A 12225-nucleotide genomic window follows, 5' to 3' on the forward strand; every position below is an offset into this window, starting at 1 on the left:
CGCCGCGATCAAGTGCGCCCGGATCCGGGGCTACGCCCGGTAGCCCATCCGTAGCCGGGCGTCTGCTACAGCTTGACACCAGACATAGGGACACCTCCCGCGCGCCGTACAGTGTCCCTATGCCGCAGACACATCGCTACACGATCACGGTCGGCAAGCGGGTGCGCCGCTACATCGCGGTCGCCCCCGACGAGGCGCCCGAGCGCCCGCCGCTCGTGTTGTTCTTCCACGGCTCCATGCAGTCGGCCAACGTCGCCCGGCGCTTCACCCGCAACACCTTCGACGAGCTGGCCGACCGCGCCGGCGCGGTCATCGCCTACCTCGAGGGCGTCGAGCACCACTTCAACGACGCGCGGGCCACGTTCGACGAGGAGACCCGCCGCCAGGGCGTCGACGACGTCGCCTACACCACCGCGGTGGTCGAGCAGCTCGAGCGGACGGCGTCGATCGACCGCTCCCAGGTGTTCGGGGTGGGATTCTCCAACGGCGGGGAGATGGTCATTAAGCTCCTGCGCGACGCGCCCGGTCTGCTGGCGGGCGCGGGGCTGCTCGCCGCGGGCCACCCCGCCGAGGACGACCTGCTGCCCGCCGCGGGCGAGTACCAGCCGACCCGGGTGCTGCTCATCCAGGGCAAGAAGGACCCGATCATGCCCTACGAGGGCGGCGCCCTGGGCCGGCGCACCGGCGGCGCCCGCGGCGGTGTGATGGGCGCGCTCGAGTCGGCGCGCCACCTCGCGCGGCTCAACGGGCACACCGAGTTCGAGCCGCAGCGCAGCGAGTTCCTCCCCGGGGTGACGGTGGAGGCGTGGCAGGACCGGCCCGTGCCCCCGGTCGTGCTCTGGTCGATCGAGGAGATGGGCCACGTCATCCCCGGCGCGACGGGGCTCGACCCGAAGCTCGGGCCGGCGACCGACCGCGTCTCCGCGGCGCGGATCCTCGGGGATTTCTTCCGCCTCGAATAGCGGGCAGCCCGGCCCGCTTCGGCCGGGCCGAGACGCCGCGGGGGCGTTGTTAGCCGCGGGGGCGGCGCTCGGCGCGGCGCTGCCGCGCGAACTCGGAGAGCACCGCGCCGGCCGCGACGGACGCGTTGAGCGACTCGACCCAGTCGGCGGTGGGGATGGAGAGCAGCGTGTCGCAGTTCTCCCGCACGAGGCGGGAGAGCCCCTTGCCCTCGGAGCCGATGACGAGGAGCACGGGCGTGGTCGCGTCGTAGTCGTCGAGGGTGGCGTCCCCGCCCGCCTCGAGGCCGACGACCTGGTAGTTCTCCTTCTGGAACTCCTTGATCGTGCGGTTGAGGTTCGTCGCGCGCGCGACGGGCAGCCTGGCGGCGGTGCCCGCGGAGGTGCGCCACGCGACCGCGGTGACGGCGGCGGTGCGGCGCTCGGGGATGATGACGCCGTGCCCGCCGAACGCCGCGGTCGAGCGGATCACCGCGCCGAGGTTCCTCGGGTCGGTGATGTTGTCGAGCATGACGACGAGCCCGGGCTCGCCGGACTGGTGGGCGGCGTCGAGGAGATCGCGCGGCGTGGCGTACTGGTACGGCGGGATCTCCACGCCGATGCCCTGGTGGAGGGTGTTGCCGGCGCGTCGGTCGAGCTCGAAGCGGGGCACCTCGTCGATGGGCACGTTGTCCTTGGTGGCGAGGTCGACGGCCTTGGAGAGCCGCTCGTCGTGGCCGGTGCCCTGCGCGACGAGCAGCCTAAGGGCGGGCACGCCCGCCTCGAGGCACTCGATGACGGGGTTGCGGCCGACGACGAGCTCGTTGGTGGGGCCGCTGTTCTTGCCCTGCCTGCGGCGCTCCCGCTCGAGCTTGCGCTGGTGGGCGGGGTGGTAGACGCGGTCCTCGGCCTTCGGGGTGGGGCCCTTGCCGCGTAGCGAGCGCCGACCCTTCCCGCCGGAGCCCTTGGTGGGGCCCTTCTTGTGGGCCTTGCGGGCGGTGGGGCGCTTCTTGTTGGCCATGCGGGCTCCTTATTCGCTCTCGCTTCGCTGCTGTGGCCGCCGCTTCCTGGGCGGCCCCCGCTTACGCGAGGGCCCAGGTGGGCCCCTCGGCGGTGTCGGTGATCGTGACCCCGGCGCGGGCGAGCCGGTCGCGCACCGCGTCGGCGGTGGCGAAGTCGCGCTCCCGGCGGGCGGCGGCGCGGCGCTCGAGGTCGTCGGCGACGAGCCGCTCGAGCGCGGCGTGGGCCTTGCCGCCGCCGGCGTTCTCGGCCCAGCGGGGATCGAACGGGTCGAAGCCTAGCACCCCGGCCATGGCGCGCACGGATTCCGCGGCCTCGCGGGCCTGGTCGCGTTCCCCGGCGGCGAGGTGCTGGTTGCCGCGGCGCACGACGCGGTGGATCTCGGCGAGCGCGCGGGGCACGGCGAGGTCCTCGTCCATCGCCTCTGCGAAGTCGCCGGTCCACTCGCCGACGCCGACCGCCTCGGCGGGCTCGGGCGCGTCCCCGGCGACCCGCTGGAGGAAGTCCTCGATGCGCCGGTAGCCGGCGGCGGCCTCGGTGAGCGCCTTCTCGGAGTACTCGAGGACGCTGCGGTAGTGGGCGCTGCCGAGGTAGTAGCGCAGCTCGACGGGGCGCACGAGCTCGAGCATGTTGTCGATGCTTAAGACGTTGCCGAGGGACTTCGACATCTTCTCCCCGGCCATGGTGACCCAGTGGTTGTGCATCCAGTAGCGGGCGAACCCGTCGCCGGCGGCGTGGGCCTGGGCGATCTCGTTCTCGTGGTGGGGGAACTGCAGGTCGAGCCCGCCGCAGTGGATGTCGAACTCGGAACCGAGGTAGAACGTCGACATCGCGGAGCACTCGAGGTGCCAGCCGGGCCGGCCCTCGCCCCAGGGGGTGGGCCAGGCGGGCTCGCCGGGCTTGGCGGCCTTCCACAGCGCGAAGTCGTGGGCGCCGCGCTTGCCGCGCATGTCGGGCTCGCCCTGCTCCATGTCCTCGACCCGGTTGCCGGAGAGCGCGCCGTAGTCGGAGCCCTCGTGGCGGCTCCACGCGGCGACGTCGAAGTAGACGGAGCCCTCGGCGGGGTAGGCGAAGCCGTTGTCGATGAGCCTCGACATGTAGTCGACCATCTGGGTGACGTGCCCGGTGGCGTGCGGCTCGACGCTGGGCGGCAGCACCCCGAGGGTGTCGTAGGCGCGGGTGAACTCGCGCTCGTAGGTGGAGACCCACTCCCACCAGGGGCGGCCGTGCTCGCCGGCCTTGGTGAGGATCTTGTCGTCGATGTCGGTGACGTTGCGCACGAGGGCGACGTCGAGGCCCTGGGCTAGAAGCCAGCGGCGCAGGATGTCGAACGCGACCCCGGAGCGCAGGTGCCCGATGTGCGGGGTGGCCTGCGGGGTGGCGCCACACAGGTAGACGGAGACGTGCCCGGGCTTGAGCGGGCGGAATTCCCTCAGCGTCCTGGTGCCTGTGTCAAAGATGCGCAAACTCACGCCACCCAGTTTATCGGTCCGCCCGAGTCTCGTCGCCGGGCCCCGAGGGGCCAAGAACCGTCGCGGTGGCGAGCGCGGCGCGGCCCTCGCCGCGGCCGGTAAAGCCCAGGTGATCGGTGCTCGTCGCGGCGACGGAGACGGGCGCGCCGAGCGCCCCGGACAGCGCCTCCTGGGCCTCGTCGCGGCGCGGCCCGAGCTTCGGGGTCTGGGCGACGACCTGCACGGCGGCGTGCACGATCCTAAAGCCCGCGTCCTCGACGGCCGAGCGGCACTCGCGAAGCAGCCGGATCCCGCTCGCGCCGGCGTACTCGGCGCGCCCGACGCCGACGAGCGAGCCGAGATCCCCCATCCCCGCCGCGGAGAGCACCGCGTCGACGAGCGCGTGGGAGGCGACGTCGCCGTCGGAGTGGCCCTCGCAGCCGTCGGCCTCGGCAAAGAGCAGCCCGGCGAGCCAGCACTCGCGGCCCGCCTCGATGCGGTGGGCGTCGACGGCGATGCCGGTGCGCGGCACGGGGAAGCTGGCGTTCGTCACGGGAATCCGGCCTTTCGGTGTTACGGCTTGGCCTGCCCTCGGCGGGGTCAGCGCTCGCGCAGGAGCGCCTCGGCGAGCGCGAGGTCGAGCGGGGTGGTGATCTTGAAGGCCGCCTCGTCGCCGTCGACGAGGCGCACCGCGCCGCCGGCGGCCTCGATGAGGGCGGCCTCGTCGGTCACGGGCGCGGCGTCCCCGCCGGCGGGCCGCGCGGCGGCGCCGAGGAGGGCCCCGAGCCTGAAGCCCTGCGGCGTCTGGCAGGCGCGCAGCCGGGAGCGTTCGAGGGTGCGCGGCTCCCCGTCGTCGGCGAGCTCGCGGATCGTGTCGGCGACGGGCAGGGCGGGCACCGCGGCGTCCGCGCCCCCGGCGATCGCCGCTGCGACGGCGCGGTAGAGCCCGGCCGGGGCGAGCGGGCGGGCGCAGTCGTGGACGAGGACCGCGGCGTCGGGGTCGCTCTCTTTCAGCGCCGCGAGCCCGAGGCGCACGGAGTCGGCGCGCTCCGCGCCGCCGGCGACGACCCGGGCCGCGGGGCCGGCGCCGCGCGCGATGCCGCGGGCGAGCTCGAGGTGGCTCTTTGGCGCGAGGACGACGACCTCGGCGGCGATCCCGGCGTTCTCGATACCGCGGAGCGCGTGCTCGAGGAGGGTGCGGCCGGAAAGCTCGACGAACGCCTTCGGGGCGCCGGCGCGCAGCCTCGTGCCCGAACCGGCGGCGGCGAGGATGACGCTCGCCCTCGGCTGGTCGCTCTGCTGCTCGGGCACGGGCCTAGTCGTCGAAGTTGAGCTCGTCGAGGTTGACCTCGGTGGAGTCGGGCTTGACCTCGGCGTCGGTGGTGATCTCCCCGGACTCGACGAGGTGGCGCTTGAGGGTGTCCTCCACGGTCTTTAAGATCTCGTCGGCCTTCTTCTTGTCGCCCTGCTCGGCGAGCGCGATCTCGCCGACGAGGTTCTGGCGGGCCTTGCCGAGCATGCGCTTCTCGCCCGCGGAGAGGCCCTTGTTGCGGTCGCGGCGCCACAGGTCGCGCACCACCTCGGCGACCCGGTTGACGTCGCCCGAGGCGAGGCGCTCCTGGTTCGCCTTGTAGCGCCTAGACCAGTTGGAGGCCTCCTCGACGTCGGTCTCCCGCATGACGGAGAAGAGCTCCTTGAGCCCCTCGTCGCCGACGATGTCGCGCACGCCGACGCGCTCGATGTTCTTCACCGGGACGCGCACCACGAGGTCGGACTGGTTGATCTTCAAGACGAGGTACTCCAGCGTCTCGCCGTTGAGCTCGCGCGTCTCGATATCGTCGACGACCGCGGCACCGTTGTGCGGGTAGACGACCACGTCTCCGACCTTGTAGCCCATGGCTCGAATCGATCCTCCGTCGCGTGCGTGTCTCTGCCGGGGCCACGACCGGCGGCGGCCAGCGAACTCGCAGCCCGCCGCCGGGCCCCAGGTATGGAGGGTCCAGTGTAGCACCGGGGCACATGGGGTCAGCCGGGCGTTGGAGGCCCGCGCCCCAACTGGGTGGGGTCGGGGCCGCCGGCTAGACTTGGCGGGGAGAGTACCGCCGCGAGGCCGGGCGGCCCCGCGGCCCTGGCGCCGCACCGATTCGCTTGATGGAGGACACTGCCGTGACGTCCCTGAACCTCAACGCCCGCCGGGGCGTCGTCATCCCGCTCGTCGCCTGCGCCGGCATCGCCCTGGCCTCGTGCTCCGCGGGGCAGATCACCCAGACTTCCTCGCAGGTCGCCTCCGTCGACGGCGCCTTCGCCGAGACCTCCGACGGGACGGTCGCGCTGCGCGACGTCACCGTCGTCCTCGGCGAGGACGGCCAGGCCGCCCTGAAGTTCGCGGCCGTCAACCAAGACATCGCCGACGAGAGCCACGACGTCGAGTCCGCGCGCGTCGCCGGCAACGACGTCGAGCTCGACGAGCGCACCCTCGAGCCGAACTGCTCGCTCGTCGCGAACTCCGCGACCGGCCTGGAGAACTCCGCGAAGGCCAGCCGGGTCGGCTGCATCGACTACGTCACCACCACCGTCGAGAACGCCGGCTTCGCGCCCGGCGGCACCGCCGAGGTCGACATCGTCGTCGACGGCGAGACCGTCACCCTCGACGCGGCGATCATCCACGAGCGCCCCGTCACCGGCGAGCACACCCGCGACGACGAGGAGAACACCCCCGCCCACGAGCACTAGCGCGAGCAGCGCCCCGCGACCGCCCCGGCCGACGCCGGGGCGGTCTTTTTGTGCCCGCCGCCGCAGGCTCAGGCCCGTCCGGGGCGGCGGGTAACGTCAGGCCCCATGGCGAAGAAGGCGCGCACGCTGTACGTGTGCTCGGAGTGCGGCTACAGCTCGGGCAAGTGGCTGGGCCGCTGCCCCGAGTGCGGCAGCTGGGGCACCCTCGCCGCGCAGGCATCCGCGCCCGCGGGCGCCGGCGAGGGCGGCGGGCGCGGGGCACACCGCTCGACCGCGGGCGTGGCGCCCGCCTCCCCGGCGAAGCCCATCTCTTCGCTGCGCGCCGCCGACGCGGCCGCGGTGACCACCGGCATCGGGGAGCTCGACCGGGTGCTCGGCCGCGGCATCGTGCCCGGCTCGGTCGTGCTGCTCGCCGGCGAGCCCGGAGTGGGCAAGTCCACCCTCCTGCTCGAGGTCGCCGCCCGCTGGGCTAGGCAGCGCGGCTCGGGCGACGGCAACCGCGTGGCGCTCTACGTCACCGCCGAGGAGTCCGCCGGCCAGGTGCGCCTCCGCGCGGAGCGCACCGGCGCGGTCTTGGACACGCTCTACCTCGCCGCCGAGTCCGACCTCGACACCCTCATCGGCCACGTCGAGGCCGTCTCCCCCTCGCTGCTCATCGTCGACTCCGTGCAGACCGTGCAGGCCGCGGGCGTCGAGGGCGTCGCCGGCGGCGTCGCCCAGTCCCGCGCCGTGACCGCGGCGCTCACCTCGCTCGCGAAGTCCCGCGGGCTTCCCGTGCTGCTCGTCGGGCACGTCACCAAGGACGGCAACGTCGCGGGACCCCGTACCCTCGAGCACCTCGTCGACGTGGTGCTCAACTTCGAGGGCGATAGGCACTCCAGCCTGCGCATGCTGCGGGGCTTGAAGAACCGCTTCGGCGCGACCGACGAGGTCGGCTGCTTCGAGCAGACCGCCGACGGGATCGCCGAGGTCCCCGACCCCTCGGGCCTGTTCCTCTCCCACCGCGACGACACGCCCGACGGCGCGGCCGTCACCGTCGCCATGGACGGGGTGCGCCCCCTCCTCGCCGAGGTCCAGTCGCTCGCCGTGCAAACTAGCGCGAAGAACCCGCGCCGCGTCGTCACCGGCCTCGACCCGCAGCGCGTGCCCATGGTCCTCGCCGTGCTCGCCGCGCGCGCTGGCCTAAGCACCGCGGATCGGGAGGTCTACGTCGCCACCGTCGGCGGCATGCGCATCCGCGAGCCCGCCACCGACCTCGCGGTCGCGATGGCGACCGTCTCTACCTTGAAGAACAAGCCCCTGCCGCCGCGCACCGTCTACGTCGGCGAGGTCGGCCTCGCCGGCGAGCTGCGCCGCGTGAGCTCGCTGAAGCGCCGCCTCCAGGAGGCCGCGCGCCTCGGGTATCGGCGCGCGGTCGTGCCCGCCGGCGACGCGCCGAAGGTCGAGGGCATCGGGGTCATCCCCGCCGAGACCCTCAAGGACGCCATCGCCGCCTAAGGCCTGAGCGCGTCGCCCGGCGCGCGGCGGCCCGCCGGCCTGGTGCCCGGCGCCCGCTAGGCGAGGTTGAACGGCTCCGGGTCGGAGGCGTTGTCCCCGATCACGCCGTGGAGGTAGTAGCTGCCCGACTCGGCCTCCTCGCGGTCGTCGCACTGGTCGGGCGCGGAGGTCTGCCGGCCCCACGTCGCCTGGAAGTAGCGCGACTCGCCGGCCGTGAACGTCTCGTTGCCGGTGGCCTCCGCCTCGAGGCAGTCGAGGTCCGACCAGATGCGCTCGTGGGTGGCCATGTCGTAGACCTCGAAGCGCAGCGTCTCGTCGGCGAGGTTGACCTCGCAGTCCGCGTTCGTGGGGTTCTTCACCTCGAGCTGGAAGACCGGGGTGTCCGTCTCCTCGTAGGTCGCCTTGTTCGCCCGCGCCCTGAGGGTGAGGTCCGCGGTCTCGCAGGAGTCCTTCCCCGCGGAGTCCGAGCGCTCCTCCTCCCACTCGGAGAGCGTCCGGCCGCCGTCCTCCTCGGGCAGCGGCTCGCCCGTGGCGCTCGCCGGGTCCTCGGACGCGCTCGTCGACGTCGAGCTGGAGGTCTCCGTCGCGGCGGGGTCGGGCTCGTCGTCGCCCACGTTGCGCACGACGATGACGGCGACCGTCACGAAGATGGCGATGAGCACGAGAAGCGCGACCACCGCGGCGACGCGGCGGCGCACGTAGATCTTCTTCGGCAGCGGCCTTCTCGGTGAGCTCACGCCGGTCAAGTCTAGTAGCCGGCCCCTAGCCGGGGCTGCCCTGCCGCGCCGGCGCGGGGTGGCCGAGCCCCTCCTCGCGCAGCGTTTCGACCGAGCCGTCGCCGAGCCGGTAGCGCAGCCCCACGAGGCCCACCTCGCCGGCGTCGATATCGCCCTGCAGGCCGTTGATCCGCCCGAGGAGCTGCTCGATGGTCTCCTCGACGTGGACGCGCTCGAAGTCGCCGGGCGCGGTGCGGCCCTGGCGGCGCGCCGCGAGCACCGAGGGCGCGACCTTCTCGACGAGCACGCGCTGCAGCCCGCCGGGGATGGCGCCCTCGTCGAGGGCGCGGCTCGCGGCGGCGACCGCGCCGCAGCCCTCGTGGCCCATGACGACGACAAGCCGCACCCCGAGCGAGCGCACCGCGAACTCCACCGAGCCGAGCACCGCCGGGTCGAGGATCTCTCCCGCGGTGCGCACGACGAACACGTCGCCAAGCCCGACGTCGAAGACGACCTCGACGGGCACCCGCGAATCAGAGCACGCCACGACCACCGCCTGGGGCGCCTGGCCGCCGGTGAGCGCCTGGCGGCGTGCCTCGTCGGCGTGCGGGTGGCTGGCATGCCCCTCGACGAAGCGCCGGTTGCCGTCCTGGAGCCGCCGCCACACATCAAGGGGGCGGGGGTTGTTTCGCACCATGACCCTAACCGTAGCGGCGCGCCGCCCGGCGCCCGGCGTCGGGCCGGTGGCTAGACTGCACCGCGACGTGGATACCGCAAGCCTTCTTTCCTGGTACGCCCGGCACCGCCGCCCGCTGCCCTGGCGCGAGCCGGGCACGAGCCCGTGGGCCGTGCTGCTCAGCGAGGTGATGAGCCAGCAGACGCCGGTCGCGCGCGTCGAGCCGCGCTGGCGGGAATGGCTTGAACGCTGGCCTACCCCGGCGGACCTCGCGGCCGCGCCCCGCGACGAGGTCTTACGCGCCTGGGGCCGGCTGGGCTACCCGCGGCGCGCGCTGCGGCTGCGCGACTGCGCCGCCGAGATCACGCGGCGCTTCGGCGGGGAGGTCCCCGACACCGTCGCGGAGCTCGAGTCGCTGCCCGGGATCGGGGACTACACTGCCCGCGCGGTGGCGTCGTTCGCGTTCGGGTTAAACGTCCCGGTGGTGGATACCAACGTGCGCCGCGTCGTCGCGCGCGCCGAGCGCGGCCGGCTGCTGCCCGGCACCGCGCGCAAGGCCGACCTCGAGGAGGTCGCCGCGCTCCTGCCCGGGGACGACGAGCTCGGGCCGGTGTTCTCCAGCGCGCTCATGGAGCTCGGCGCGCTCGTCTGCCGGGCCCGCCGCCCCGACTGCAAGGCCTGCCCGCTTCTTTCCACGTGCCGCTGGCAACAGCTCGGCCGGCCCGAGCCGAGTGAGGAGGAGAAGGCCCGCGCGAAGGGCCGGGTGCAGAAGTTCGCCGGCACCGACCGGCAGGTGCGCGGCCTCATCATGGCGCGCCTGCGCGAGGCGCCCGGGCCCGTCGCCGAGGACGAGCTCGCCGGCCTCTGGGGCGACGGGGAGCAGCTCGCGCGGGCGCGCGACTCGCTGCTTCGCGATGGGCTCGCCGAGCGCGTCGCCGGCGGGCGGCTCGCGCTGCCGTCTTAGGCCGGGGCCCGCCTCGGCCGGCGTTCGCCCTAGCCGCGGGCGAGCTTGAGGTTCCGGTAGCGGTTGACCGCGGCGACGATCTCGTGGGCGCGGGGCCTGGCAAAAAGCCCCGGGTGCCCGCGGTGCGAGGAGAGCGCGCCGAGCCCGCGCTCGTCGACGAGCCGCTCGAGCTCGTCGACCGCCTCGGGCAGGGTCGCGCCGCCGCCCAGGCGCCGCTCCAAGAACTCGATGGCGTGCGCGATGCCGCGGGTCTGCTCCTGGTCGACGAGCTGCTCGGCGGGACCCAAATCGATCGTCGCCTTCCCGTAGCGGATCGTCGCGCGGCCCTTGGCCTGCGCGGGCTTCTTCTTGCCCGGCGCCTCGAGCCGGGCGGGCACCCGGCGCGCCGCCTCGCGCATCGGCGCGGGACTGTCGGCGGGCTCCTCGGGGTGCTCGGCGGCGATCGCGCGGGCCTTCTCGGTGACGTCGAAGACCCGGTAGGAGTCGAGCGCGACGACGTGGTCGGCGACGCTGAAGAACGCGCCCGAGCCGCCCGCGACGAGCAGCGTGGAGACCCCGAAGCGCTCGTAGAGCTCCCGGACCCGGTCGACGAACGGGATGATGGGCTCCTTATCCGCGGCGACGAGCCGGCGCATCCGCTCGTCGCGGATCATGAAGTTCGTCGCGGAGGTGTCCTCGTCGATGATGAGCGCCCGGCTGCCCGCCTCGAGGGCCTCGGCGAGGTTCGCGGCCTGCGATGTGGAGCCGGACGCGTTCGACGTGGAGAACGACCCGGTCGTCTCCCCCGAGGGCAGGTTGGAGATGAACGGCGAGATGTCCACGCCCGTGACCGAGCGGCCGTCCTCCGCCCTGATGGAGACCGCATCGGGCCGGGTGACGACCCACTCGCGGCCGTCGCCCGCGACGTGCGGGTAGACGCCGCGCTCCACGGCGCGCAGCAGCGTGGACTTGCCGTGGTAGCCGCCGCCGACGATGACGGTGACGCCCTCGCGCACGCCGAGCCCCGTCACCGAGCGCCCCGAGGGCAGCTCGATGGTGGTCTCGAGGGATTTCGGCGACTCGAAGGGCACCGCGTCCTTGAGAGGCGTGTCCTTGTTGCCCGCCTCGCGCGGCAGAACCGAGCCGTTGCCGACGAACGCGATGAGGCCCAGCTCGGGGAGCCTGCCGCGCAGGTACTCCTGGTCGGAGTGGAGCTCCACGTGAGAGCCGAGCTCCTCCGGGTCGACGGCGACGAGCCGGTCCTCGATGAGGTCGGGGATCTTCTCGCAGAGGATCTTCGCGGCGACGCCGCCCTTGATGCGCCGGCCCGCGGCGGGCAGCGAGACGGTGAAGCGCACGACGACCTCCCCGCCCTCAGGCGGGACGCTCACCGCGGTGCGCTCCAGGAGCTGCTGGCCGGGGAACCCGATGGAGAGGTCCCGGTCGCCGCGCACGCCGTCGGCGAACTCGCGGAAGAGGTAGTCGGCGGCGGCGACCCGGTCGATGCGTCGCGGATAGTCGGGCAGCCCGACGATGTCGCGCGGGATCTCGAGGTGCGCGAGCGACGGCGGCGCGAACGGGTCGACCTGGGCGCGGTCGACGACGAGCTTGACGCCGTCGCCGAGCTCCACGGCCTTGCCCGCGAGCTGCTTGTAGGCGCCGTAGGGCTTCCCGTCGAGGCTGCGCGCCGCGCGGCGCAGGTCCTCCAGGTGCATCATGGCGTGGTTCTTCCTTTCGCCCGTATCGGGGATCGGGGACAGAAAACTTTAAGGGCCCCGATCGCTCGGGGCCCGCCCGCCAGCCCGCCCGGCGGTCAGCCCGCCGCGGCCCACCCTACCGGCGCGCGCCGGCGGCCCGCCGCCGGCGAGGACACCCCGCCGCGCGGGCGCGATTAGTTCGCCCTGCCCGGTTTCTCGAAGAAGCTCCGGCGGCGCGCGATGAAAAGGGCGGTAAGCCCGGCCGCGGAGAACACCGCCACCGTGGGCAGCCACGCGGTAACGACGACGCCGGCCGCGTGCTCGAGGGCGGCCTCCCAGTCGCCGCCTCGGGCGTAGCGCTCGAGCAGCGCGGGCACGACGCTCGAGCCGATCAGCGTGCCGACGACGAGCGCGAGCCAGATCTTCCACCACGATTTTTCTTGCCTCGGGTCCTGCATGGTCTCCCACCGCCTCGCGGTTCGTCTTCCCCGTTACCGTGGTTCGCGTCCCGGCCAGCCCAGCTAGGCTCGGGACCGGTCGCTGGCCTCGGCATG

The 12225-nt window shown here is 73.6% G+C and carries 13 protein-coding genes; 4 read left to right on the forward strand and 9 right to left on the reverse strand.

Annotated features, from left to right (window positions below):
* The first annotated feature begins 119 nt into the window (after positions 1 to 119).
* Positions 120 to 962 carry an alpha/beta hydrolase family esterase gene (locus tag HMPREF9719_RS06545; protein WP_004601202.1) on the forward strand — a complete coding sequence of 281 codons (843 nt, stop codon included), beginning with the start codon at positions 120 to 122 and terminating at the stop codon, positions 960 to 962.
* Between the two features lie 49 nt (positions 963 to 1011).
* Here HMPREF9719_RS06545 and rlmB read toward each other — a convergent pair whose 3' ends face one another.
* From rlmB to HMPREF9719_RS06570, 5 genes are all read right to left on the reverse strand, one after another.
* Positions 1012 to 1959 carry a 23S rRNA (guanosine(2251)-2'-O)-methyltransferase RlmB gene (gene rlmB, locus HMPREF9719_RS06550; RefSeq protein WP_004601203.1) on the reverse strand — a complete coding sequence of 316 codons (948 nt, stop codon included), beginning with the start codon at positions 1957 to 1959 and terminating at the stop codon, positions 1012 to 1014.
* Positions 1960 to 2020: 61 nt separating this feature from the next.
* Complete coding sequence (cysS, locus tag HMPREF9719_RS06555; RefSeq protein WP_004601204.1) at positions 2021 to 3430, reverse strand: cysteine--tRNA ligase; 1410 nt, start codon at positions 3428 to 3430, stop codon at positions 2021 to 2023.
* 10 nt (positions 3431 to 3440) lie between these two features.
* The gene (gene ispF / locus HMPREF9719_RS06560) at positions 3441 to 3962 is read right to left on the reverse strand and encodes a 2-C-methyl-D-erythritol 2,4-cyclodiphosphate synthase (protein ID WP_004601205.1); all 522 of its coding nucleotides are present in this window, start codon (positions 3960 to 3962) and stop codon (positions 3441 to 3443) included.
* A gap of 47 nt (positions 3963 to 4009) precedes the next feature.
* Positions 4010 to 4720, reverse strand: coding sequence for a 2-C-methyl-D-erythritol 4-phosphate cytidylyltransferase (gene ispD / locus HMPREF9719_RS06565; protein WP_004601206.1), 711 nt, complete (start codon positions 4718 to 4720; stop codon positions 4010 to 4012).
* 4 nt (positions 4721 to 4724) lie between these two features.
* Positions 4725 to 5306 (reverse strand): CarD family transcriptional regulator, encoded by a 582-nt coding sequence (locus tag HMPREF9719_RS06570; protein ID WP_004601207.1) that lies wholly within the window; start codon positions 5304 to 5306, stop codon positions 4725 to 4727.
* A gap of 269 nt (positions 5307 to 5575) precedes the next feature.
* On the opposite strand from HMPREF9719_RS06570, the gene HMPREF9719_RS06575 reads away from it, so the two are divergent.
* Together HMPREF9719_RS06575 and radA are read left to right on the forward strand one after the other, a co-directional pair.
* The gene (locus HMPREF9719_RS06575) at positions 5576 to 6142 is read left to right on the forward strand and encodes a hypothetical protein (protein WP_004601208.1); all 567 of its coding nucleotides are present in this window, start codon (positions 5576 to 5578) and stop codon (positions 6140 to 6142) included.
* A gap of 105 nt (positions 6143 to 6247) precedes the next feature.
* Positions 6248 to 7639 carry a DNA repair protein RadA gene (gene radA / locus HMPREF9719_RS06580; RefSeq protein ID WP_004601209.1) on the forward strand — a complete coding sequence of 464 codons (1392 nt, stop codon included), beginning with the start codon at positions 6248 to 6250 and terminating at the stop codon, positions 7637 to 7639.
* Between the two features lie 56 nt (positions 7640 to 7695).
* Here the strand turns inward: radA and HMPREF9719_RS06585 are convergent, their stop codons facing one another.
* Together HMPREF9719_RS06585 and HMPREF9719_RS06590 are read right to left on the reverse strand one after the other, a co-directional pair.
* Positions 7696 to 8376: a BsuPI-related putative proteinase inhibitor gene (locus HMPREF9719_RS06585; RefSeq protein WP_179943728.1), complete on the reverse strand. Its 681-nt coding sequence runs from the start codon at positions 8374 to 8376 to the stop codon at positions 7696 to 7698.
* A 25-nt stretch (positions 8377 to 8401) separates the two neighbouring features.
* Positions 8402 to 9052 carry a carbonic anhydrase gene (locus HMPREF9719_RS06590; RefSeq protein WP_038075800.1) on the reverse strand — a complete coding sequence of 217 codons (651 nt, stop codon included), beginning with the start codon at positions 9050 to 9052 and terminating at the stop codon, positions 8402 to 8404.
* Between the two features lie 67 nt (positions 9053 to 9119).
* Here HMPREF9719_RS06590 and HMPREF9719_RS06595 point away from each other — a divergent pair, with 67 nt between their 5' ends.
* Positions 9120 to 9995: an HhH-GPD family protein gene (locus tag HMPREF9719_RS06595; RefSeq protein WP_038075805.1), complete on the forward strand. Its 876-nt coding sequence runs from the start codon at positions 9120 to 9122 to the stop codon at positions 9993 to 9995.
* Between the two features lie 29 nt (positions 9996 to 10024).
* Here HMPREF9719_RS06595 and HMPREF9719_RS06600 read toward each other — a convergent pair whose 3' ends face one another.
* Entirely contained in the window at positions 10025 to 11692 is a 1668-nt protein-coding gene (locus tag HMPREF9719_RS06600) for an ABC-ATPase domain-containing protein (protein ID WP_004601213.1), read from the reverse strand.
* 173 nt (positions 11693 to 11865) lie between these two features.
* Positions 11866 to 12129 (reverse strand): hypothetical protein, encoded by a 264-nt coding sequence (locus HMPREF9719_RS06605; RefSeq protein ID WP_004601214.1) that lies wholly within the window; start codon positions 12127 to 12129, stop codon positions 11866 to 11868.
* Between the last annotated feature and the right edge of the window lie 96 nt (positions 12130 to 12225).

The organism is Corynebacterium otitidis ATCC 51513 (assembly GCF_000296405.1).
Classification (GTDB): Bacteria; Actinomycetota; Actinomycetes; order Mycobacteriales; family Mycobacteriaceae; genus Corynebacterium; species Corynebacterium otitidis.

What these genes read in the sequence shown, in the direction of transcription:
- HMPREF9719_RS06545 (WP_004601202.1), top strand. Translation starts at nt 120, where the DNA reads ATGCCGCAGACACATCGCTACACGATCACGGTCGGCAAGCGGGTGCGC.
- rlmB (WP_004601203.1), bottom strand. Translation starts at nt 1,959, where the DNA reads ATGGCCAACAAGAAGCGCCCCACCGCCCGCAAGGCCCACAAGAAGGGC.
- HMPREF9719_RS06570 (WP_004601207.1), bottom strand. Translation starts at nt 5,306, where the DNA reads ATGGGCTACAAGGTCGGAGACGTGGTCGTCTACCCGCACAACGGTGCC.
- radA (WP_004601209.1), top strand. Translation starts at nt 6,248, where the DNA reads ATGGCGAAGAAGGCGCGCACGCTGTACGTGTGCTCGGAGTGCGGCTAC.
- HMPREF9719_RS06590 (WP_038075800.1), bottom strand. Translation starts at nt 9,052, where the DNA reads ATGGTGCGAAACAACCCCCGCCCCCTTGATGTGTGGCGGCGGCTCCAG.
- HMPREF9719_RS06600 (WP_004601213.1), bottom strand. Translation starts at nt 11,692, where the DNA reads ATGATGCACCTGGAGGACCTGCGCCGCGCGGCGCGCAGCCTCGACGGG.
- HMPREF9719_RS06605 (WP_004601214.1), bottom strand. Translation starts at nt 12,129, where the DNA reads ATGCAGGACCCGAGGCAAGAAAAATCGTGGTGGAAGATCTGGCTCGCG.